General features: G+C 71.6%; 24 protein-coding genes. 9 read left to right on the top strand and 15 right to left on the bottom strand.

The window, feature by feature from the left end; genetic code table 11:
- The 6 genes from ACFY3L_RS53295 to ACFY3L_RS53270 are packed head-to-tail and all read right to left on the bottom strand — an operon-like array spanning nt 1 to nt 6616.
- Complete coding sequence (locus tag ACFY3L_RS53295; RefSeq protein WP_389343245.1) at nt 1-1239, bottom strand: amidohydrolase family protein; 1239 nt, start codon at nt 1237-1239, stop codon at nt 1-3.
- Nucleotides 1236-2186, bottom strand: a complete 951-nt coding sequence (locus tag ACFY3L_RS53290; protein WP_389343242.1) for an oligopeptide/dipeptide ABC transporter ATP-binding protein — start codon at nt 2184-2186, stop codon at nt 1236-1238. Before ACFY3L_RS53290 ends, ACFY3L_RS53295 begins: the two co-directional genes overlap by 4 nt.
- A complete protein-coding gene (locus ACFY3L_RS53285) occupies nt 2173-3111 on the bottom strand; it encodes an ABC transporter ATP-binding protein (RefSeq protein WP_389343239.1) in 939 nt (312 codons plus the stop codon). Before ACFY3L_RS53285 ends, ACFY3L_RS53290 begins: the two co-directional genes overlap by 14 nt.
- Nucleotides 3108-3953: an ABC transporter permease gene (locus tag ACFY3L_RS53280; RefSeq protein WP_389343236.1), complete on the bottom strand. Its 846-nt coding sequence runs from the start codon at nt 3951-3953 to the stop codon at nt 3108-3110. The genes ACFY3L_RS53285 and ACFY3L_RS53280 overlap by 4 nt, the downstream gene beginning before the upstream one ends.
- Complete coding sequence (locus ACFY3L_RS53275; protein WP_389343233.1) at nt 3950-4972, bottom strand: ABC transporter permease; 1023 nt, start codon at nt 4970-4972, stop codon at nt 3950-3952. The genes ACFY3L_RS53280 and ACFY3L_RS53275 overlap by 4 nt, the downstream gene beginning before the upstream one ends.
- A gap of 24 nt (nt 4973-4996) precedes the next feature.
- On the bottom strand, nt 4997-6616 hold the full coding sequence (locus ACFY3L_RS53270; protein ID WP_389343230.1) for an ABC transporter substrate-binding protein: 1620 nt from the start codon (nt 6614-6616) through the stop codon (nt 4997-4999).
- A gap of 360 nt (nt 6617-6976) precedes the next feature.
- On the opposite strand from ACFY3L_RS53270, the gene ACFY3L_RS53265 reads away from it, so the two are divergent.
- A complete protein-coding gene (locus ACFY3L_RS53265) occupies nt 6977-7261 on the top strand; it encodes a hypothetical protein (protein WP_389343227.1) in 285 nt (94 codons plus the stop codon).
- Here the strand turns inward: ACFY3L_RS53265 and ACFY3L_RS53260 are convergent.
- Nucleotides 7233-8051 (bottom strand): alpha/beta fold hydrolase, encoded by an 819-nt coding sequence (locus ACFY3L_RS53260; protein WP_389343224.1) that lies wholly within the window; start codon nt 8049-8051, stop codon nt 7233-7235. The two genes, ACFY3L_RS53265 and ACFY3L_RS53260, sit on opposite strands and share 29 nt — an antisense overlap.
- Before the next feature lie 54 nt (nt 8052-8105).
- Between ACFY3L_RS53260 and ACFY3L_RS53255 the strand changes: the two genes are divergently transcribed.
- Nucleotides 8106-8555, top strand: coding sequence for a winged helix-turn-helix transcriptional regulator (locus ACFY3L_RS53255; protein WP_389343221.1), 450 nt, complete (start codon nt 8106-8108; stop codon nt 8553-8555).
- A gap of 109 nt (nt 8556-8664) precedes the next feature.
- On the opposite strand, the gene ACFY3L_RS53250 is transcribed toward ACFY3L_RS53255, so the two are convergent.
- From ACFY3L_RS53250 to ACFY3L_RS53235, 4 genes are read right to left on the bottom strand one after another with little or no spacing between them, the layout of a single operon-like run.
- Nucleotides 8665-10023 carry an NtaA/DmoA family FMN-dependent monooxygenase gene (locus ACFY3L_RS53250; RefSeq protein ID WP_389343218.1) on the bottom strand — a complete coding sequence of 453 codons (1359 nt, stop codon included), beginning with the start codon at nt 10021-10023 and terminating at the stop codon, nt 8665-8667.
- Between the two features lie 13 nt (nt 10024-10036).
- Nucleotides 10037-11218, bottom strand: a complete 1182-nt coding sequence (locus ACFY3L_RS53245) for an LLM class flavin-dependent oxidoreductase (protein WP_389343215.1) — start codon at nt 11216-11218, stop codon at nt 10037-10039.
- Between the two features lie 42 nt (nt 11219-11260).
- Entirely contained in the window at nt 11261-12448 is a 1188-nt protein-coding gene (locus ACFY3L_RS53240) for an LLM class flavin-dependent oxidoreductase (protein WP_389343212.1), read from the bottom strand.
- A gap of 45 nt (nt 12449-12493) precedes the next feature.
- Nucleotides 12494-12757 carry a hypothetical protein gene (locus tag ACFY3L_RS53235; RefSeq protein ID WP_389343210.1) on the bottom strand — a complete coding sequence of 88 codons (264 nt, stop codon included), beginning with the start codon at nt 12755-12757 and terminating at the stop codon, nt 12494-12496.
- A 209-nt stretch (nt 12758-12966) separates the two neighbouring features.
- Here ACFY3L_RS53235 and ACFY3L_RS53230 point away from each other — a divergent pair, with 209 nt between their 5' ends.
- The 3 genes from ACFY3L_RS53230 to ACFY3L_RS53220 are packed head-to-tail and all read left to right on the top strand — an operon-like array spanning nt 12967 to nt 15666.
- On the top strand, nt 12967-13938 hold the full coding sequence (locus ACFY3L_RS53230; RefSeq protein ID WP_389343208.1) for a MetQ/NlpA family ABC transporter substrate-binding protein: 972 nt from the start codon (nt 12967-12969) through the stop codon (nt 13936-13938).
- A gap of 11 nt (nt 13939-13949) precedes the next feature.
- Entirely contained in the window at nt 13950-15005 is a 1056-nt protein-coding gene (locus ACFY3L_RS53225; RefSeq protein ID WP_389343204.1) for a methionine ABC transporter ATP-binding protein, read from the top strand.
- A gap of 1 nt (nt 15006) precedes the next feature.
- The gene (locus tag ACFY3L_RS53220) at nt 15007-15666 is read left to right on the top strand and encodes a methionine ABC transporter permease (protein WP_389343201.1); all 660 of its coding nucleotides are present in this window, start codon (nt 15007-15009) and stop codon (nt 15664-15666) included.
- A gap of 85 nt (nt 15667-15751) precedes the next feature.
- Here ACFY3L_RS53220 and ACFY3L_RS53215 read toward each other — a convergent pair whose 3' ends face one another.
- Together ACFY3L_RS53215 and ACFY3L_RS53210 are read right to left on the bottom strand one after the other, a co-directional pair.
- Complete coding sequence (locus ACFY3L_RS53215; protein ID WP_389343198.1) at nt 15752-16759, bottom strand: MsnO8 family LLM class oxidoreductase; 1008 nt, start codon at nt 16757-16759, stop codon at nt 15752-15754.
- Nucleotides 16756-18024, bottom strand: coding sequence for an enoyl-CoA hydratase/isomerase family protein (locus ACFY3L_RS53210; protein WP_389343195.1), 1269 nt, complete (start codon nt 18022-18024; stop codon nt 16756-16758). The genes ACFY3L_RS53215 and ACFY3L_RS53210 overlap by 4 nt, the downstream gene beginning before the upstream one ends.
- A gap of 51 nt (nt 18025-18075) precedes the next feature.
- Here ACFY3L_RS53210 and ACFY3L_RS53205 point away from each other — a divergent pair, with 51 nt between their 5' ends.
- Complete coding sequence (locus tag ACFY3L_RS53205) at nt 18076-18438, top strand: ArsR/SmtB family transcription factor (RefSeq protein WP_389343192.1); 363 nt, start codon at nt 18076-18078, stop codon at nt 18436-18438.
- A 51-nt stretch (nt 18439-18489) separates the two neighbouring features.
- Nucleotides 18490-19077: a tyrosine-protein phosphatase gene (locus ACFY3L_RS53200; protein ID WP_389343189.1), complete on the top strand. Its 588-nt coding sequence runs from the start codon at nt 18490-18492 to the stop codon at nt 19075-19077.
- On the opposite strand, the gene ACFY3L_RS53195 is transcribed toward ACFY3L_RS53200, so the two are convergent.
- Nucleotides 19064-19888: an alpha/beta fold hydrolase gene (locus ACFY3L_RS53195; RefSeq protein ID WP_389343185.1), complete on the bottom strand. Its 825-nt coding sequence runs from the start codon at nt 19886-19888 to the stop codon at nt 19064-19066. The genes ACFY3L_RS53200 and ACFY3L_RS53195 overlap by 14 nt on opposite strands.
- Before the next feature lie 38 nt (nt 19889-19926).
- Here ACFY3L_RS53195 and ACFY3L_RS53190 point away from each other — a divergent pair, with 38 nt between their 5' ends.
- Both ACFY3L_RS53190 and ACFY3L_RS53185 read left to right on the top strand, forming a co-directional pair.
- Complete coding sequence (locus tag ACFY3L_RS53190; RefSeq protein ID WP_389343182.1) at nt 19927-20373, top strand: carboxymuconolactone decarboxylase family protein; 447 nt, start codon at nt 19927-19929, stop codon at nt 20371-20373.
- A 92-nt stretch (nt 20374-20465) separates the two neighbouring features.
- Nucleotides 20466-20741 carry a DoxX family protein gene (locus ACFY3L_RS53185; RefSeq protein ID WP_389343179.1) on the top strand — a complete coding sequence of 92 codons (276 nt, stop codon included), beginning with the start codon at nt 20466-20468 and terminating at the stop codon, nt 20739-20741.
- A gap of 250 nt (nt 20742-20991) precedes the next feature.
- On the opposite strand, the gene ACFY3L_RS53180 is transcribed toward ACFY3L_RS53185, so the two are convergent.
- Nucleotides 20992-21255, bottom strand: a complete 264-nt coding sequence (locus ACFY3L_RS53180; protein ID WP_389343177.1) for a hypothetical protein — start codon at nt 21253-21255, stop codon at nt 20992-20994.
- Nucleotides 21256-21686: the final 431 nt, after the last annotated feature.

Raw genomic sequence — 21686 nt, 5'->3', positions numbered from 1 at the left:
TCAGTCCTCCTGTCGCGATTGGCGGTCGACGGCGGTCCGGCCGCCGAGCACCACCAGATGAATGTGGTCGCGCCGTTCCAGGACGGCGATGTCGGCCAGCGGGTCGCCGTCGACGAGCAGCAGATCAGCGGTCGCGCCCCGGCGCAGCACTCCCAGGTCCGGTCGGCGCAGGATCTCGGCGTTGGTCTTGGTGCTCGCCACGATGGCGCCCATCGGTCCGAGAATCCGTGCTTTGAGGGTGAGCTCGCGCGCCTTGTGCCGCTGGTGGCCGCCGAGCACGTCGGCGCCCGAACCGATGCGGACACCGGCGGCGTGCGCGATGCGCAGCGCCTCCAGCGAGGTGCGGCGTGCCTCCTCGATCTTGTCGATCATCGGGCCGGGGTACCCGAGCCGGCGACCGTCCTCGGCGAGCAGCTCGTACGTCACCAGGGTCGGTACCAGGTAGGTCCCGGTCGCGGCCATCCGCGCGGCGACGCCCTCGTCGAGCATGTTGCCGTGTTCGAGGGTGCGGACCCCGGCGTCCATGCATCGGTGCATCGACTCGGGGATGTACGTGTGCGCCATGACGTACGTGCCCCGCGCCTCGGCCTCGGTGACCGCCGCGCGGAGCTCGTCGACGGTGAACTGGGTCGAGTCCAGGGGGTCGGTGGGGGAGATGCAGCCGCCGCCGGCCATGACCTTCACCTGGTCGGCGCCGCGCCGCAGCACCTCGCGGGTCGCCCAGCGGACCCGGTCGGGGCCGTCGACGACGAGTGAGTCGGACCAGCCGCCGGGGTGGTACGGGGCCGGGCCGAGGGCGTCGGCGTCGCGGATGTCCCCGTGGCCGCCGGTCTGGCTGAGCGAGCCGTTGGCCACGAACAGCCGCGGCCCGCGGACGAGTTCACCAGCCACGTCACCGGCCCGCTTGAACCCCGCGTCGAGCCCGGCCGCGTCGCGGACCGACGTGAACCCGTCGGCGAGCGTGTCGGCCAGTTCCTGCGCGGTACGCAGCACCTGCTCGACCGGTGGCAGCGTCCACGGCAGGGCCGCCGTGGTGGCCGCGAGGTGGGCGTGCGCGTCGATCAGGCCGGGCATGAGCGTCCGCCCGGCGCAGTCCACGACGGTCTCGTCCGCCGCCGGGGCGGGCGGTGTGCCGGCGCCGATCCCGGTGATCGTCTCGCCCTCGACGCGCAGCCACGCCCGGTCGACCGGGTCGGCACCGGTGCCGTCGATGAGGCGCGCGTCCACGAACAGTGTCATGGCTGCGGCACCGGGTTGAAGCACTCCACCAGCCGGTCGGCCGAGATGGGGTCCGGGGCCAGCTCCGGCTGCTCCGCCCGGCACCGGTCGAGCGCCCGGACGCAGCGACTCGCGAACGCGCAACCGACGGGCAGTTCCGACGGGCTCGGGGTCTCCCCGGCCAGCGGCACCCGGGTGCCGCGCCGGCGCGGGTCCATCGACGGCACGGCCGACAGCAGCGCCCGCGTGTACGGGTGGCGGGGCGCGGCGAACAGCTCCGCGGTCGTGGCCCGTTCGACGATCCGGCCCAGGTACATCACGGCCACCTCGTCGGCGAGGCGCCGGACGGTGTCGAGATCGTGGCTGATGAAGAGGTACGCGACCCCCTCCTCCGCCTGGATGTGCCGCAGCAGCGCGACGATCCGGCCGCGCACCGACTGGTCCAGGCCGGACGTCGGCTCGTCGAGCACCACCAGGTCGGGGCGGCTGACCAGGGCGCGGGCGATGGCGACCCGCTGCTGCTGACCACCGGAGAGCTCGCGGGGCAGCCGCCGCCGGTAGGTGGCGTCCAGCCCGACGAGCTGCAGCACCTCGTCGACCCGCCGGTCGGCCTCCCGGCCGGTGGTGCCGGCCAGCAGCCGCAGGGGCTCGGCGATGATCGCCTCGACCCGCATGCGCGGGTTCAGCGACTGGTACGGGTGCTGGAACACCATCTGGACGCGCCGGCGCACCGCGCGGTCGCGGTACGCGTGGGGCAGCGCCAGGCCGTCGAACGTGACCACGCCGGCCGACTGCGGATGCAGCCCGGCGATGATCCGGCCCAGGGTGGACTTGCCACAGCCCGACTCGCCGACCAGGCCGACGGTCCGGCCCCGCTCCAGCGCCAGGTCGACACCGCGCACGGCCGGCACCGTCCGGCCCGCGGACCGGTAGGTCTTGGCGACGTCGGTGAGCTCAAGCAGCGCCACGTTCCGCTCCCTCCGGGTGGTGGCAGGCGATCTCGCGCCGGTCCCCGATGGGGGCGAGCGGCGGCACGACCGCACAGGCGGGGCTCGCGAATTCGCAGCGTGCCGCCAGGCGGCAGCCGGGCGCGGTGAGGTCCACGGCGCCGTGGTCGGCGCTGAGGTCGATCTCGCGGTCGGCGGCGTCGAACAGGTACCGGGTGTACGGGTGGACCGGCTGCTCGAACAGCTCGACCGTCGGGGCCTGCTCCATGACCTGGCCGCCGTAGAGCACGACGGTGCGGTCGCACATCTCGGCCACCGCGCCGAGATCGTGGGTGATGAACAGCACGCCGCAGCCGGTCTCGTCGACCAGCTCGCGGATCAGCGTGAAGATCTGCGCCTGGACGGTCACGTCCAGCGCGGTGGTCGGCTCGTCGGCGATGAGCAGCCGCGGCCGGCAGGCGAGGGCCATCGAGATCATGATCCGCTGGCACATGCCGCCGGAGAGCTGGTGCGAGTACGCCCGGGCGACCCGGTCGGCGCCGGGGATGCCGACCCGGCGCAGCAGCGCGAGCGCCTCGGCGGTCGCGGCCCTGCGGTCCATGCCCTGGTGGACCCGGACCATCCGGGCGACCTGGTCACCGACGCGCATCAGCGGGTTCAGGGCACCCTTCGGGTTCTGGAAGATCATCGCGATGCGGCCGTCGACCGAGCGGCGCCGCGAGGCGGTCAGATCCTTGCCGGCCATGGTCACGGTGCCGCCGGTCTGCTCGACGCCGGCCGGCAGGATGCCCATGATCGCGTACGAGGCCATCGACTTGCCCGAGCCGGACTCGCCGACCAGGCCCACGATCTCGCCCGCGTCGACCTCGAGCGACACGTCGCGCAGGATCGGGGCGCTCGCCCGGCGGACGCCGACGGACAGGTGCTCGACGTTCAGGAGGGTCACTGCTGGCTCCGATCGAACTCGTCGCCGATGAAGTGCAGCGCCATGACGATGCCGACGATCATCGCGCCGGGGAACAAAGCGGTCCACCACTGGCCGGTCAGCGTGTTCGCCGCGCCCTCGGAGACCATGACACCCCACTCCGCCGTCGGCGGCCGGATGCCGACGCCCAGGTAGGCCAGGCCGGCGATGTTCAGGATCGAGTAGCCCGACACGAGCGTCAGCTGCACCAGCGAGGGGCGCATCGCGTTCGGCCACACGTGCCGGAACGCGGTCCGCCACGAGCCGTTGCCGGCCAGCCGCGCGCCGTCGACGTACTCCAGCTCGCGCTCGGACAGCACGCTGGCGCGGGTGATCCGGACGAACTGCGGGACGAACGAGATCGCCACCGCCGCCGCGACCTTGGGGACCGACTCGCCCATCGCCGCCACCAGGACCATCGCGAGGATGAAGCCCGGGAACGACAGCACGATGTCGACCACCCGCATCACGATCTCGTCCACCACGCCGCCGAAGAACCCGGCGATCACGCCGATCGCGGAGCCGACGAGCATCGCGCTCACCGAGATCGTCAGGCCCAGCCCTACGTCGAGGCGGACCGCGTGCACGGCACGCGCGAACACGTCACGGCCGTAGGAGTCGGTGCCGAACCAGTGCTCCCCGGAGGGCGCCAGCATGGTGGACGTCTGGTCGGTGGCCAGCGGATCGCTGACGAAGAAGGGACCGATCAGGCCGAGCAGCAGATACGCGGCGAGCACGGTGAACCCGACGGTGGCGAACGACCGGCCCTTCAGCAGCCTGCCGAAGCGGCGCGACGGTCGCGCGGGGCGCCCGACTGTCGTCATACGTTCTTCCCTCCCACCCGGATGCGCGGGTCGATGACGCTGTAGAGCAGGTCGATCGCGAGATTGAGCAGGATGTAGATGACGCCGACGACCACCACGAATCCCTGGAGGACCTCGAGGTCGTTGCTCTGCAGCCCGTCGTAGGCGTAACGGCCCATGCCGGGCCAGGAGAACAGGAACTCGACGATGACGTTGCCGCCGATGAGGAAGCCCACGACGATCCCGACGACCGTCAGCACCGGCAGCATCGCGTTGCGCAGACCGTCGACGAGGACCACCCGCCAGCGCGGCACACCCAGTGCGGTGGCGGCCCGCACGTAGTCCGACGCCAGGGACTGGATCATCGACGAGCGCACCATCTTCAGGATCGGCGCCGCCACCCCGATCGCGAGGGTCAGCGCGGGCAGCGCCAGTTGCTGCAGCGCCTGGCCGGCCGTGTCGAACTGGCCGGCGAGCAGCCCGTCGACGACGTACAGGCCGGTGCGGTGCGGTGGCGGCTCGACCCCGATCGGCAGCCGGCCGACCGGCGGCGGGAACACCTGCAGCTTGAAGAACAGGAAGTACACCAGCAGCAGACCCAGCCAGAACAGCGCCACACTGTTGCCCAGCACCGCGAACACCCGCACCATCGCGTCGGCCCACCGCCCCCGGCGCAGGGCGCCGAGGAAGCCGAGCGGGAACCCGATGAGCGACCCCAGCAGCAGCGCCGCCACGGTCAGCTCCAGTGTGGCCGGCAGCCGCTCCAGCAGCTCGGTCGTCACGCTCTGCCCGGTCGCCACCGAACGGCCGAGGTCACCCTGCGCCACGTTGCGCAGGTAGTCCACGAACTGGTCCAGCAGCGGCTTGTCCAGGCCGTACTCGTGGCGTAGCGCGGCGATGTCCGCCTGGGTGGCCTCCGGCCCGAGCCGGGCCGCGGCCGCGTCGCCGGGCAGGATCCTGGTGATGGCAAAGACCACCACCAGGATCCCGGCAAGGGTCAGCGCGGACATACCCAGCCGCTTGACGACGTATCGGAACATCTGCTCGGACCCTCGACCCCGTCGCTACTTCTTCGCCAGGTACTGCAGCCGCAGCTGCTCGGTGTTGTCCTTCGCCAGGCCGGTGACACCCTTGCGGACCGCGAAGGTCCAGTCGGGGTTGTACAGCGGCACGATCGGCATGTCGGCCGCGAGCAGCTCCTGCGCCTGCTTGGACACGGCCGCCCGGCCGGCGTCGGTGGCCGCGAGGCCGTCCTGGATCAGCTTGTCCAGCGCGGGGTTGCCGTAGCTGGCGAAGTTGGTGCCCGACCCGGTGCCCGCCAGATAGAACATCTGGTAGAACGGGTCCGCGCCCCAGCCCAGGTACTGCAGCACGTACATCGGCAGCTGCCGGGCGTTGCTGCGCTGCGTGAACTCGGCGTCCGGCAGCGGCTTGACCTCGACCTCGACGCCGATCTTCTTCAGGTTCGCCTGGATGAACACGGCCGACTGCTGGTCGGTGGCGTTGGACTGCCGCACGTAGATGGTCGACGTGATCGGCGTCGTGACGCCGGCCTCAGCGAGCAGCTGCTTGGCCTTGTCCAGGTTCTCGGTGTAGTCCGCCGCCTTGACGTACGTGTCCATGTTCGACGGCACGATGCCGCTGGCCGGCCGCGCGTACCCCTTCATCACCTGGTCGACGAGCGCCTGGTAGGGCACGGCCGCCGCGATGGCCTGCCGGACCTTGGGGTTGTCGAACGGCGCCACCTTGGTGTTGATGCCCAGGTAGGCGAGCCGGTTGGACTGGTCGTGCACGACCTGCAGGTTCGCGTCGCTCTCCAGCTGCTTGAGCTGGTCCGGCGGCAGGCCCTGGGCCAGGTCGAGCTGGCCGCTGCGCAGCAGGAGCGCGCGCTGGCTGGGGTCGGTGATGAACTGCATCGTGACCCCGCTGTTGCGGACCTTCGCCGGGTCGTAGTAGTTCGGGTTCGGCTTCAGCTGCAGCACGGAGTTCCGGTCGTACTTCTCCACCACGTACGCGCCGGAGGAGTTCGCGTTCTCCCGCAGCCAGCTCGCCGCCCACGGGTCGGCGTCGGTCTTGTGCGCCTCGGCCGCCGTCTGCGACATCACGCCGAGGACCTGCATGCCGACGAACTTCTCGAACAGCGGCGACTTGACCGAGGCGTTGGAGACGACAAACGTCCGGTCATCCTTCGCGGTGATCTGGTCGGCCTTGGTGACCCCGACGAACGGCAGGAACGCCTTGACGTACCCCGGCCCCAGCAGGCTGCGCTGGAACGACCAGGCCACGTCCTTGGCCGTCAGCGGCGTGCCGTCGGCGAACTTCAGCCCGGCGCGCAGCGTGTACGTCGCGGTCTTGCCGTCGGGGCTGTACTCCACCTTCTCGGCGAGCGCCGGCGAGAACTTCTCCGTGCCGGCGAGCACCAGGCCGTTCGATGACGGCTGGTACTCCTGCTCGATGAGCTGGTCGACCAGGCCCGTCGTGGCGGCCATGGCCGCCGGAGTGCGCCAGGCCTGCGGGTCGAGCAGGTCGACGGCGCTGTCGAGGCTGATCACCAGCGGCTTCTTGGCACCGTCCGAGGCGGACGACGAGGGATCGTTCCCCCCGGACGCGGAGCATCCGGCACCGGCGAGGCAGGCGACCACGGCGATGGCGATGCCGAGCCGTCGTGTGATTGGACGTGGCATGCAGTGACCTCTCAAACGAATGGCGGCCGGGAGCTATGTCGCGCCACAACCCGGCATAGCGCTTCGGAACCGAGACCATCACCTTTGCAAGGGGCGCAGGGGCCGGTCTTTGTACCGGCACACAAATTTCCGGGCGGTCGCCCTGTGAGCGAAGCCACGGACGAGCGTTGTCGAGTGGATGAACGGCCGATGACGACTGGGCCATGCGGACGATCCAACCGGCGGCTTCGCTCCTCAGGGCGGCGCGATGAGGCGTCGTGGACCTCCGCCTAGGTCCCCCGGCTGAGCCGGGCCGCGCAGCGCCGGGCTGAAGGACAGCAGGCACGCGGCGAGGACGAAGCCGAAGCTGATCAGCAGGCCGTGCCGCAGTCCGGCAGGGGTGACGGCCTGCAGGAAGGTCCTCCAGAACTGAGAACGGAGCGGGTCGCGGGCGAGTACGACGCGGCCACCGCCGCCACCGTCGACGGGCTGCGGACCTCGGGCAAGCCGGTCACCGAGGCCGTCGCGCAGATCCTGCCGTTCCTCGACGCGCCGCCCGCCGGTCTCACCGCGGTGCTGGAGGGCAGGCGCATCGCCTTCGCGGCCGACCCCGGCAGCGCCGCGCGCCTCGACGACATCACCAGGAAGCTCCTCGAGAGTCGTTGAGGATCAGCTCCGCGACCGCGTCCGGGCGGTCAAGGGGGATGAGGTGGCCGCTGCGGGCGACGAGTTCGCCGGTCAGGTCGTCCGTGACCGGCCGCAGTTGCCGGTGCAGCAGGTCGCCCACGGTGTCGCCGCCCACGGCGACGGTCGGCACGGTCAACCGGCCCGCCGCCAGGACCGCCTCCGCGTTCTGCTGCGCCGCACGGTAGTAGCCGAAGCCGCACCGCAGGGCATCGCGGCCGGTGTACGCGCGGACGAACGCGTCCCGGATCGCGGGAGGCACGCCACGGCGCTCGTAGGTCCCGGCGGTGAGGAACCAGTCCAGGTACGCGCCTTCATGGCCCTCGAGGACCGTTTCCGCGAGCCCCGGGGCCGAGTGGAAGCCGAACCACCACGGCGGCGTCGCGAACCCGCCCGGCAGCCCGGGCAGCGTCGCCTCGAGGAGTACCAGCCGTCGTATCCGCGTGGGATGCAGGGCACTGAGCACGAACGCGGCCGGGACCCCGGCGTCGATCGCCACGACGTCGGTGCGGTCCACGTCGAGGGCGTCCAGCAGGCCGAGCATGTCGGCTGCGCCGGTGCCGGCGTCGAAGCCGTCCGCCGCGCGGGCGCTGTCGCCGATCCCGCGCAGGTCCGGGGCGACGACCCGCCGCGCCCCGGTCAGCAGCGGCAGGACCGGCCGCCACACCTGCCACGTGTGCGGCCACCCGTGCAGGAACAGCACCGGCGGCCCGGCACCGTCCAGCGCCACGTGCAGCTCGGTGCCGTTTGTCTCGATCCTGCGGAACTCCATGCCACTCCTGTCTCGGTTACCATCGGTTACCTACTCAATGTTGGAGACCGTGGCATGATCGGACAAGACGGCACTTCCGCCTCACCTGGCGAGCTCGGGGTAACCGGCGCGGCCGGGGATCTGTTCAGCCCTGCCTGCCCGACCCGGCAGCTGCTCGACCGCATCGGCGATAAGTGGACGTCGATGCTCATCAAGGTCCTCGCCGAGGCACACCCGCAGGAGGTCGGCTTCGCGGAACTGCGCCGCCGCGCGCCGGGCGTGTCGCACAAGATGCTGTCGCAGACGCTGCAGAGCCTGCGCCGCGACGGCCTGGTCACCCGCCGCGTCGAGCCGACCGTCCCACCGCGGGTCCACTACGCGCTCACCGACCTGGGCCTGTCCCTGGACGCGCCGCTCGCCGTCGTCCGCACCTGGGCCGAGCAGCACATCGCCGCCATCGAAGCGGCCCGCGCACGTTCGAGCGCCGAGGCCACCGTCGACGAAACGACGGCAACGTTGCCCTGACCGGGCGCCGGTCGGTCAGCCGTTGACCCACGCCCGTACAGGGGTGCGCATGTTCCGCCACTGAACGGACCGGTGAGGCGGCGCCCGCCCGCCGCCTCACCGGGGTCTGCTACGCGGCGACCGGATGGGCTGGAGCGGGGATGCGCAGGTTGTCCCGCAGGGTGGTCCCGTCGTAGTCGGTGCGCAGCGAGCCGCGTTCCTGCAGGAGCGGGACGACCTTGTCGACGAACTCGTCCAGCCCCGTGGGGGTCAGGTGCGAGCCGATGATGAACCCGTCGGAGCCATCGTTCTGCACGAACGCGTCGAGGCGCTCGGCGACCTGCGCGGGGGTGCCGACGAACTCGGTGCGCCCGAACACGTGGATGGCCAGCTGCCGCAGCGTGTAGTTGTGGGCGGCGGCGATCGCCCGCCACTCGGCGACGGTGGCGGCGGGGTTCTGGTGGATGCGCGCCCGGCCCTGGATGACGGGTGGGCCGTCCGGCGCCGGGTCCACGTCGGGGAGGGGGCCGTCGGGGTCGTAGCCGGACAGGTCACGGTTCCAGACGGTCTCGAGCAGGATCTGCGCGCCGCGGCCGCTGATCTGTGCCAGGGTGATCTCGCGGTGCCGCTCGACCGCGTCGGCCTCGGTGTCGCCGAGCACGAAGGACGCGCCGGGCAGGACCTTGGTCGAGCCGGGCGGCCGGCCGTGGCGCGCCGAGCGTTCCTGGATGTCGCGGTAGAACGGCTGGGCCTCGGCGAGCGTGTGGAACGGGGAGAAGATGGCGTCGGGTCCGCCGCCGGCGGCGAACTCGCGGCCTTCGGCGGAGACCCCGGCCTGCAGGATGACCGGCTGGCCCTGCGGGCTGCGGGGCACGGTGAACCGTCCGCCGATGTCGAACTGGCGGCCCCGGAACGTGAAGGCGCCGGCGTCGCCACGGGCCAGGTACCGCCCTGAGGCCTGGTCCGCGACGATGTCCTCGGCGTCCCAGGAGGTCCACAGCTGCCGGGCGGCGGCGAGGAACTCCTCGGCCCTGACGTAGCGCTCCTCCCGGGCGAGGAAGCCGCCGCGGCGGAAGTTCTGGCCGGTGAACGCGTCCGACGACGTGACGATGTTCCAGCCGGCGCGGCCGCCGGACAGGTGGTCGAGGGTCGCCAGCTGCCGGGCGAGTTCGTAGGGTTCGTTGAAGGTGGCGTTCACCGTGGCGATGAGCCCGAGGTGCTCGGTGACCCCTGCGAGGGCGGTGAGGACCGTGATCGCGTCCGGGCGTCCGATGACGTCCTGGTCGAAGATCTGCCCGAGGCGTTCCCGGAGCGCCAGCCCTTCGGCGAGGAAGAAGAAGTCGAACTTGCCGCGCTCGGCGGTCTGCGCGGCGTGCTGGAACGACGCGAAGTCGATCTGGCTGCCGGCGGCCGGGTCCGACCACACGGTCTGGTGGTTGACGCCACCGAGGTAGGCGCCGAGGATGATTTGCTTCTTGGCGGTGGTCATGTCGGCGATCCGTTCAGACGGCGGACTGGTAGCGGCTGACGGGACGACCCAGGCCCAAGTGGCCGCGCAGGGTCGTGGACTCGTATCGGGAGCGGAACAGGCCACGGCGCTGCAGCTCCGGCACGAGCAGGTCGGTGATCGCGGTCAGGTCCTGCGGCAGTACACCCGGGCGCAGCCGGACACCGTCGTAGCCGATTTGCCGCAGCTGCTCGATCTCGTCGGCCAGCGCGACGGCCGTGCCGGCGAAGACGCGCGCATCGGAGAACAACGGCGCCCCGTCGAGCCCGTCGAGGTGCTCCTTGCGGGCGGTGCCGGCGGTGGCCGAGGTGTCCAGGAACACCAGCAGGTCGGCCAGGACCCGCAGCTTGTCGCCGCCGGTCTCCTGCCGGACCTCGGCGAGGATGCCGGCCGCGCCGGCCGGGTCGTGCGGGGTGACGAAGACGACGTCGGCCTGGCGGGCGGCGAGCCGGTACGGCACCGTCGAGTGGGCCAGGACGGTGACGAGCGGCTGGCCCTGCGGCGGCCGGGGCGTGATCGACGGTCCGCGGACGGAGAACCAGCGACCCTCGAAGTCGATGTGGTGCAGCTTGTCCCGGTCGATGAACCGGTCCGTGGCCCGGTCGCGGATCTCGGCGTCGTCCTCCCAGCTGTCCCACAGCCGGCGGACCACCTCGATGTAGTCCGCGGCCTCGTCGAACCGCTCGGCGATGAGCTGCTGGACCTCGGGCGTTTCCAGGTTCTGCAGGTTCACGGCCGGCAGTTCCCGGCGCCCGAACAGCGCCGCCTCGCCGCCGAGGCCGCCGACGCGGATCTGCACCCCGGCCCGGCCGGTGCTGACGTAGTCGAGCGTCGCGACGTTCTTCGACGTGTGGAACGGCTCGGTGTGCGTGGTCGTCACCGTCGGCACCACACCGATGTGCGCCGACCCGGGTGCGATACGGGCGGCGACGAGGAGGGCGTCGAGACGGCCCCGGACCTGGTCGGTGCGGCTGTCCGGGGCGAACTGATCGGCGGACTGGATGGTGAGCGCGTCGTCGATCGTCACGAAGTCCAGCAACCCGCGCTGCGCCTCCGCGAGCAGCCCGGCCCAGTAGCCGGCGGTGAGAAGCTCGTGCGGCCGCGCGGCCGGACTGCGCCAGGCGGCGGGATGCCAGCCGGCGCCGTCCAGGGCGACGGCGAGGTGAATCTGTGTCACAACTACTCCTTGCTGCTGCGTCGTCCGGTGTACGTCGTGGGCTCAGTTGCCGCGGCGGGTCCACTCCTCGGCGAGCAGCTCATAGGAGCGAACCCGGTCGGCGTGGGCGTGGGTGATGGTGGTGACGGCGAGCTCGTGGGCGCCGGTCGCGTCGCGGAGCTGTTCGAGCTTGTCGGCGACGGTCCGCGGCGAGCCGACCAGCTGCGTGTCGACGCGGTCCCGGACGAGGTCGCGGTCCTGGTCCGTCCACTCGTGCGCGGCGGCCTCCGCAGGCGTCGGGAACGGGATCGCGCCGGCGCCCGCGCGGATGCTGCGCACCCAGAGGCCGTAGCCGGACGCGAGCTCGGCGGCGTGCTCGTCGGTGTCGCCGACGACGACGTCGGCGGACACCGAGATGTGGGGCCGGTCGAGCTCGGCGGACGGGCGGAACGCGGCGCGGTAGGCGTCGACCGCGTCGATGACGGTGCTGGGGCTGTGGTGGTAGCTGGCGGCGAACCGGAGGCCCTTCGACCCGGCGACGGTGGCGCTGGAACCGCCCGACGCGCCGAGGATCCAGATCTGCACGGGCGCGCCCTCGCCCGGGTAGGCATGGACCGCGACGCCCTCGGGTGAGACGTACGTGCCGGCGAGGAACGCGAGGATGTCGCTGATCTGCGAGTCGTAGTCGGGGGTGTAGGCGCCGGGCTGCTGCAGCAGGGCGAGCAGCGTGGCGACCTTCGTCGCCGAGGTGGCGAGGAGCTGGCTGAAGTCGTACTGCTTCGGCAGCAGCAGCCCGTTGCCGGCCCGCTGCTCGGTCGTGTGCGCCTGCCCGCCGCGCTCCGCCGTGTACGCGGAGAACGCCGCGGCGGTCGGCTGGTCGGCGCCGCCGTTGCTGGGTGCCGGCTTCTGCCGGCCGATCGAGCGGCCCAGGCCGAGGTCCAGTCGCCCCGGGTACATGGCGTCGAGGAGCCCGAACTCCTCGACGGTCGCGAGGGGCTGGCGGTGCCCGAGCTGGACGCCCGCCGACCCGACCCGGATGCTGCTGGTGGCGCCGGCGACGAGGGCGATGGACACGGCGGGGGAGACGCCGAGCACGCCCGGGTTGAGGTGGTGCTCGGCGAACCAGTACCGGTGATAGCCGAAGCGTTCGGTCTGCTGGGCGAGGTCGACGGCGTTGCGCACCGCGACGCTGGTGCTGCTGCCGCTGGTGAGCGGGATGAGGTCCAGGACGGCGAGTGGGGTGGTGCTCATGCGGGTCCTCCAGGTGCGGTGGTTCCGGACTGCTGCTGCGTCACCTCAACCGAGAATCCGTGCGGCGGCGTAGCCGAGCGCGGTCCGGTAGGGGTCGGCGAAGCCGTTGTGCTCCTCCCGCACCCCGACCGCGGTGTCCTCAAGGTCCAGCGCGGGGAAGCGCGCGGCCAGGTCGGCGGGGGTGAGGGCCGCTGACCCGGGCGCCGCGCTCGAACACGACGGTCGACACGCCACGCCGGGCCAGGTGGTACGCGGCGCTGGGACCGTGCACCCGGCACCGATGATGCCGATGTCGGCTGAGATCGGCATGCGGGCGCTCCTCCCGTGTCCGCCGGTAAGGACCGGCATCAGCGACGATAGAACTCTGGGCTGCCAAAGTCTATTAATCCCATAGGATTAGCGGCGTAATGCGAGGTCGTGGCCATCGTGGCAGTAAACACACATTGTCGGTCGGAATAGCGGATTAGGCTGGCGGCCCTCGCATCGCCGCGAGCCCATCCCCCTACCGGAGTGTCGTCATGTCGCAGCCCGTTTCGCCCGAACCGACCGAGCCGGACGGAGCCGGTCGGTCCGCCCCGCCGCAGTTGCCGGCCCGCAGGCGCAGCCGCTGGCCCTGGATCGCGGCGGCGGTCGCGGCCGTCGTCGTCGTGGCCGCGGTGGTCGTCGTGGCCACCCGCGACGGCGGCTCGTCCGGCGGCAGGACCGTGCGCATCGGCGTCACCGATGCGTCGCAGCCGTACTGGAAGACCTACACGGACCTGGCCAAGCAGCGGCTGGACGTGACCGTGACGCTGGTCAACTTCGGCGACTACAGCCAGCCGAACCCGGCGTTGAAGGAGAAGCAGCTGGAGCTCAACCAGTTCCAGCACATCCAGTACCTCGCGAACTACAACGTCACCGCGCACGACGACCTGCAGCCGATCGGCGCCACCGCGGTCTACCCGCTGCCGCTGTACTCGCTGACCTACACGTCGGTGTCCGCGATCCCGGCCGATGCGAAGGTCGCGATCCCGAACGACGCGATCAACCAGGCGCGTGGGCTGCTGGTGCTGCAGGCCGCCGGGCTGCTGACCCTCAAGAACGGTGGCGGCGCGTTCTCCAGTACCGCTGACATCGGCACGAAGAAGGTCGACGTGGTGACCCTGGACGCGTCACAGACGGCAGGCGCGCTCAAGAGTGGCTCGGTTGCCGCGGCGATCGTCAACAACAACTACGCGACCAGCGCCGGCCTGGCCCGCACGGCCGCGGTCTTCCAGGACGACCCGGCGAGCGCCAGCGCGGCGCCCTACGTCAACGTGTTCGCTGTGCGCGCCGCGGACAAGGACAACGCGACCTACCGGAAGCTGGCCGAGCTGTACCACGACCCCGCCGTCGAGGAAGGGGTGCAGAAGTCCAACGGCGGCACCGCGATCTTCCGCCAGGTGGGTGCGGCCGAGCTGCAGGCGCTGCTGCAGACCGTCCAGGGCCAGGCCGTCGCGGCGGGCAAGTAGGCCGGTCGACCGTGCCCGGAACCGAGCAGCAGGCGGCGGCGCACGTCCGCCTGAGCCAGGTCAGCAAGACGTTCACCCGGGGGCGCAACGGCCCCCGGATGGTGGCGCTCGACGACGTCAGCCTCGAGGTCGCCAAGGGCGAGGTGTTCGGCGTCATCGGCCACTCCGGTGCCGGCAAGAGCACCCTGATCCGGCTCATCAACGGACTGGAGTCGCCGACCAGCGGCCAGGTCCACGTCGGCGGGCGGGAGCTGACGAGGCTGTCCGAAGCGGACCTCCGCGGCGTCCGCCGGGACATCGGCATGATCTTCCAGCAGTTCAACCTCTTCCGGTCCCGCACCGTGGCCGGCAACGTCGCCTACCCGCTGAAGGTCGCCGGCGTCGGCCGGCAGGAGCGGGACCGGCGGGTGGCGCAGCTGCTGGACTTCGTCGGGCTGCTGGACCGCGCGCACGACCACCCGGAGCAGCTGTCCGGCGGGCAGAAGCAGCGGGTGGGCATCGCCCGTGCCCTGGCCACCGAGCCGTCGCTGCTGCTGGCCGACGAGGCCACCAGCGCGCTGGATCCCAGGACCACCGGCGAGGTCCTGGCACTGCTTGGCCGGGTCAACCGCGAGCTCGGCGTCACGATCGTGCTCATCACTCACGAGCTGGACGTGATCCGGGCCGTCGCCGACCGGGTCGCGGTCATGGACAACGGCCGGATCGCCGAGACCGGGACGCTGTACGACGTGTTCGCCCATCCGCGAACCACCGCCGCCGCCGACTTCGTCCGCGGCGCGTTGCGGGACCGGCCGTCGGTGGAGACCCTGGCCCGGCTGCGCCGCCGGCACAGCGGGCGGATCGTCACCGTCGCCATCCGCGACCGGGCCGGCTTCCAGACCGCACTGGCCAAGAGGTTCCTCGCCCACGGGGTCGCCGCGGACATCATCTTCGGCGGCATCAGCGAGCTGCAGGAGCGCCCCGTCGGCAGCCTCACCTTCGAACTGACCGGCCCGGCCGACGCGGTCGACGCCGCCCTCGCCGCGCTGCGGGGCGACGGCGTCGACGTGCTCGAGGAGGACAGCTGACGTGGACGAGTTCATCACCAACCTCCCGGTCTTCCGCCAGGCGATCTGGCAGACGTTCTACATCGTCGCCATCTCGGTCGTCGCAGGCGGCCTGCTCGGGCTCGGCCTCGGCCTGGTGCTGTACGCAACCCGGCCCGGCAGCCTTCTGGCGAACCGGGCCGTGTTCATCGGGGTCAACATCCTCGTCAACCTGGTGCGGCCGATCCCGTTCGTCATCTTCCTCACCGCCATCCAGCCGCTCATGCTCGTCACGATCGGCACGACCATCGGCACCGACGCGGTCACCTTCGCCCTGTCCCTCGCCGCAGCGTTCGCCGTCAGCCGCATCATCGAGCAGAACCTGCTCGCGGTCGAGCCCGGCGTCATCGAGGCCGCCCGGGCCGCCGGCGCCCGCCCGCTGAGCATCCTGCTCACCGTGGTCGTCCCCGAGGCGCTCGGCCCGGTCATCCTCGGCTACACGTTCATCTTCGTCGGCGTCGTGGACATGTCCGCCCAGGCGGGCCTCTTCGGCGGCGGCGGACTCGGCGACTTCGCCGTCACGTACGGTTCCCAACGCTACAACTGGCCCGTCGTCTACATCACGGTCGCCACCATCATCGTCATCGTCCAAGCGGGACAGTTCGTCGGCAACGCCCTCGCCCGCAAGGCTCTGCGCCGCTGAGCCGCGCACCTTCGACGCCTTCCTCGCGGCATCAACATGACTTCCTCATCGGGCGTCGCTGCTCGCCGGGCGGGATTCCGCACGGTCAGACGGTGATGGCCTGGAGGGTCTCGGCGATGATCTGGCGGGACCGGGTTCGCGCCCCGGGATCGGTCAGCATGTCCTGGATCATGACTTCGGTCGCACCCGATTCCCGGATCACCGGTTCGAGCTGAGCCCGCAGGGTTGCCGCAGTTCCGGAGATCTGCGGCGGGATGACGCCGCCGATGATCGTGCTCGGCTGTGCCTTCGCCGAGGCGGTCAGCTCCGCCTGGGCCTGTTGCAGGGTGGGGACGGGCCGGTCCCGTCCACCGGCCCGTAGGGCTCGCGCGGGCCAGGTCAGCCGGTGTGCGGAGTCCTCGTCGTCGGCGGCGACGATGTTGAGCGCGAGCATCGCCTGCGCAGTACCGGTTCCGAACGGTGTTTTCGTGAAGCCGTCCTGGTAGTGGTGGAGCGCGCGGGACGCCAGGTCCGGGTTGATGTGGCCGCCGAAGGTGTAGCCGATGCCGAGCCGGGCGGCGAGGCCTGCGCTCGTGCCGGAGGAGCCGAGCACCCAGACCTCGGGAACGCCGTCGATGCCGGCTGTGAGGTCGATCGCCGCGAAGGGGTGGGCCCGGTCGAATGCCCTGTGCAGGTACCCGATGATCTCCTGCACCTGGTCGGGGAAGTCGTCGGCCGGTCGGCTGGTTCGGTCACGGCGCAGCGCGTGGTCGATGAGCGGTGTCGCCGTGGCGCGACCGAGCCCCAGGTCGATGCGGCCGGGCGCGAGCGATTCGAGCATGAGGTAGCGTTCGGCGACGCTGAAGGCGCTGTAGTGGTTGAGCAGGACGGCACCGGAGCCGAGGCGGATGCGGGAGGTCCGCTGGGCGGCCGCCGCGATCAGCGGGGCCGGGTCCTGGGCCGCGTATCCCGTCACGTGATGGTGCTCGGCGAACCAGAAGCGGTGATAGCCGAGGTGTTCGGCCTCTTCGGCGGCGGCGAGGGCCCGGTCGAGGGCTTCCCGCTTGGTGCCGCCGGGCGCGACCGGGGCCAGTTCGACGAGCGAATATCTCACCGGGTGCCTCCGGCGTGCAGGACGCCGCCGGTCCAGGAGGGGAAGCCGGCCGCGAGCACCGAGGCGACGTCGGCGCCGGCCGGGTCGACCCGCAGTCCGCCGTCCAGCGCGCGGCGGGCGGCGGCGGCCATGGCGGCGGGGTCGGGGCCGGCGTCCAGGAGCGTCTGCACGAAGGACCCGTGGCCGCCGTGGATCAGCACGGGGATGCCGCCCTTCGCGCGGACCCCGGCGATGAGGTCGGCGTCGTTGATCTCGACGATCGGGACGTCCGGGGCGAAGAACACCGCTGCCAGGGGGTTGGCGACGAGCTGCGGAAACTCACGCGTGCCGCCCTGGGAGCCGGGCGCCGGCAGGTCGGCGGGTGCCGTGGCGAGCGTCCGCATCGCGAAGAAGAGATGTGCCAGACCCGGGAACTCGGGCGCGCTCAGCAGCTTCCGGCAGGCCGCCGTCTCGATCTCGAACGCCTCGTCCAGCGTCGTCACCGCGGCATGTACCGCCACCTCCAGCACCGCGGCGAGTGCACGCACCGGCGACCCCTCCGAGCGGCGGCTGACCTCCTCGGCAAGGCCGGGCGGCTCCGTGGTCCCGCCGGGAATCTCATAGCCGGGCCGCTCCCACCGCTGCACGAAATGCCCGGCCGGTTGGGCCAGCACCCAGGCCCGGGCCGCGGCGAGCACGTCGTCGGCCAGTTCGTCCACCAGGCCGGCGGCCAGCGCCTGCGCCGGGTGATACGCCGTGCCGGGCCCGACGATGTTCAGCACCGTTTCGGCGATCCCGAACATCCGCGTCGCCCGGACCGTTCCGCCACCGGCCGGAATGATGCCCATTCCGGTCTCGGCGAGCGCCCACACCACCGACGGGTCGTTCGGGCCGACCCGGTAGTGGCAGGCCAGCGCCAGCTCGAAGCCGCCGCCGAGCGCGGAGCCGTTGAGTGCGGCGGCGACCGGCCGGCCCAGGGTCTCGAGCCGGCGGGCCTGGTCTCGCAGCGGCGTCAGCAGGTCGTAGGTGCCGGCCGCCTCGTCGGGGGTGATCTCGTCCGGCTCGAAGTCGGGGCCGGCGACGAAGGAGCGTTTCGCGGAGGTGAGCACCACGCCGCGCAGCCGGTCGAGCTTCCGGGTGAGGTCGTCGAGGCAGGCGCCGAGCCCGTCGTAGTGGCGCCGGTTGAGCATGTTCGCGGTGCGGCCGGGGTCGTCGAGGGTCACGGTGACGACGCCGTCGGCGTCCCAGGACCAGCGTGCCGAACCAGATTGTTGGACATCCGTCATACCATCAACGTAGGCGACGGTATGACGGATGTCCAACTGTATGGTGGGGGCATGGCCCGGGACGACGACGCGATGCCGGACATCGCCGACGTGACGATGGTCGACGTGCTGCGGGCGGTCGCCGACCCGATCCGCCTGCGCATCGTGCAGACGCTCGCCGACGGTCAGCCGCACGGCAAATGCGGCGTGCACTGGGACTTCGGCGTGCACAAGTCGACCATGACGCACCACTTCCGGATCCTGCGCCAGGCGGGCCTGACCCGCACCGTCGTGACCGGCCGCACGCACACCGTCGAGCTGCGCCGCGACGAGCTCGACGCCCGCTTCCCCGGCCTGATCGACGCCCTGACGACGACCGCCCGTACTGCGTCGCGCGCGACCGCACCCGGCCTGGCGAACCGTGCAGGCCGATGAGGAGATCATCGACACCGCCACAACGTCGCGCCGGAGCACTGGTCGGCGCGGTTGCTGGCGCACTACACGGCTGACCTCAGCGGCACCGCGTTCGGGCCACGCTTCACCAGGCAGCGCGACCTGCGCGGCATCGGCGCCGAGATCGTGCACGTGCCGGTGCTGGGCACCCCGCCGGCGGTGTTCCTGGCCGCCGACACCAGCATCGACGCGTTCTACGACCACATCGTGCAGGAGCGCGGCCACGCCCTCGCCGCCGCGCTGCGGGTGATCGCCCGCTCCGGGCCGACCCCGGTGATCGTCCACTGCACCTCGGGCAAGGACCGCACCGGCCTCGTGGTCGCGCTGGCGCTGAGTCTGGTCGGCGTGGACCGCGCGACCGTCGTCGCCGACTACGCCGCGACCGAGCGACACCTGCCGGCAGCGATGCTCGACGAGGTCGTCGCGTGGTGGCGCAAGACCGGCGACCGTCCCGTGGTGCACCTGGACTCGCTGGTTCGGCTGAGCCCGCCCGCGCTGCTGGAGCGCATCCTTGGCCGGATCGACGAGGTGCATGGCTCGGTCGCCGGGTACGTCCGGGCCCACGGCCTCACCGACGCCGAGATCGACCAGCTCAGCGCGGCGCTTGTCACGCTTGCGTGAACTCGGCGATCAGCTTCGCCAGAATCTCCGGACGGTGCTCCTGCACGTTGTGCCTGGCGTCGACGTCGACGATCCGGGCGGCGGGTGAGTGCGCGGCGAACTCGGCGACCACGTCGTCCGGCAGGTAGCCGCCGGTCGCCCGTACCAGCAGCACCGGCACCGTGAGGCCCTCCAGCGCCGGCCACAGGTGCGCGTGGTCCACCGCGGGCGGTCGCGTGCCGGGCGGAGGGCTGCCGAAGTGGTGCTTGAGCACCACGGAACCGTCCTCGCGGACCCGGGTGTTGAACCACACCCCCCGGTCCAGCGCCGGCCCCGGCTCGGCGATGCCCACGGCCGCCGCGAGCCGCGCGATCTCCTCCCGCGATTCGAAGACCAGCGGCCCGGCGAGGAACGACCGCACCTGCTGTGCGTCCCGCTCGCGGATGCCCGGCGAGACGTCGACCAGCACCAGCGCGCGCAGGAGGTCGGGGCGCAGCGCGGCGACGGCGAGCGCGGTCAGGCCGCCGAGCGACTGCCCGACCAGCACCTGCGGCCGCCCGCCGGTGAGCGCGTCGACCGCCGCCGCGACGGCCGGCGCAATCGTGACCGGCGCGTAGTCGAAGTCGTCGCGCCAGGCCGAGTCGCCGTGCCCCGGCAGGTCCAGCACGAGCGCTGATTGCCCCAGGTGGCGCACGGTCGCGTCCCAGGTGTGCGCGTTGAGCGCCGCGCCGTGCAGAAACGTGAACCCGGGCGCCTCGCCCCAGAGCAGGGCGCTGACCGGGCCGGCCGTGACGCGGCGCACCCCGTCCATGGACGCGAATTCGTCGGACATCGTTGGACCTCCTCGCCGGCTGGCCCATAATACCTATCATGCCTATCGACTTGGTTGGTAATTCCCGTCCGGCGGCCGCGGCCGTCGCTCAGCTCAACACCGTCGCGCACGACCTCGCCACCGAGGCCGGCTTGACGCCGCTGCTCGTCGAGCTGGTCCAGATCCGCGCGTCGCAGCTCAACGGCTGCGCCCACTGCCTGCGCGCCCACATCCGCAAGGCCGGCACCCTCGGCGAGACCCCGGAGCGCCTCGGCCTGGTCGCCGCCTGGCGCGAGGCGGGCTACTTCGACGAGGCCGAGCGGGCCGCGCTGGAGCTCACCGAGGCGATCACCTTCGTCGCCGACGGACAGGTGCCCGAGGAGCTCATCACCCGCGTCCGGAAGGTCCTCACCGAGGAGCAGTACACCGCGGTCGCTTGGCTGGCCATCGCCATCAACACCTACAACCGCGTCTTCATCACCGGCCACCCCGCCGTCAAACCCTGACCGACGAGCCGCCGCACGACCGGCCGTCAGTTGGCGCCGGTGCCGGTCACCCTGCGCACCGGCGTGCATTTTCTCTACAAAACATGGTAATCATGCCGAGCGAGAGGGCGGCGGACGCGCCGCGGTGGGCTCCGTCCGTGATCGGTGTGCTGGAGATCCTGGGCGCCGTCGGCGTGATCTTGCCCGCCCTGATCCACGTCGCGCCCGGCCTCGTCCCAGTGGCCGCGACCGGGCTGGCCCTGGTGATGGCCGGTGCCGTGGCGCTACATCTGCGCCGCCGCGAGTACCCGGCCCTTGCGCCGAGCGGGATCCTGCTCGTCTTGGCCGTGGTGGTGGCGTGGGGACGGTTCGGCCCGTACGGGTTCTGAGGCCTTCGATGCCGTCCGCGACCGGCTTGGGTGAGAGATCATTGATCCGGCGCATTCACATCGGCTTCGAGCGAGCCCTTCGGCCGTAGCTCGGCGCGCTGAATCGCCGCCACGAAGCGTGACGATCTCCGTCTCGGTCGCGCGAGACCTGCGGCATGGCATGAGCGCGCACCGGATCCAGGCCGCCGGCGACGCTGCCCGGCGATTGGTCAGACCCCGACGGCAGCGCTTCTGCGGCTCGCCTTTGAGGTCAGCCGGGCGTGGCGGGCCGGGCCGCCGCGTCGGCGTCGTAGTAGTGCACGCCCGAGCGAGGATTGTGGGTGAGCCAGGCGAGCATCTCGTTGACCTGAAGCGAGTACCACTCGGTGTACCCGCACGCCGCGCAGATCCACACCTCGAAGCGCCCGGCCTCGATGCGCTTGTCCGTGCTCCCGCCGTCCGCCGATCCGGAAGCCCACCGGGTGACGGCCGGCAGGACATCGACGACGTTGCGGTTGTCGGGTTCGGGAAGCATGACCGGGTCGATGTGCCACACGCGCGCACACTGACACTTGACACATCGACGACTCGTACGCATGAGCGCACTGTAGAGGCCCGTCCCACCCGGCTCTGGCGCGTCCACGACAGGAGCACCGTCGGATGAGCGTCCGGCCGGTAGTGCCGGGCCATGGTGTCCAGGATCGCCTCGATACGTTCGTCGGCGAGCATCGGCTTGCAGGCGTCCAGGTCATCGATCGGGCCACCGGGAATGAGCGCAAGACCGCGGTAGCTGTCGCACTCGGCCGCCGCCGTCGAGCGCTGCCGCTCCAGCGCCCGGGCGTGCACCGCTGGGTCAGACAGCGCCGCGATCCCCTCCCTGTCACGCTGATGTGAGACAGCCTGTCTACCAGGGATACTCTTCCTGGACGGTCCTGAGGAGAGCACATCAGCATGACGTCGAAGCCC

The sequence above is a fragment of the Dactylosporangium sp. NPDC000521 genome (assembly GCF_042898305.1).
Classification (GTDB): domain Bacteria; phylum Actinomycetota; class Actinomycetes; order Mycobacteriales; family Micromonosporaceae; genus Dactylosporangium.
The sequence above is the reverse complement of the archived record's forward strand: the minus strand, read 5'-3'. Positions and strand labels throughout refer to the sequence as shown.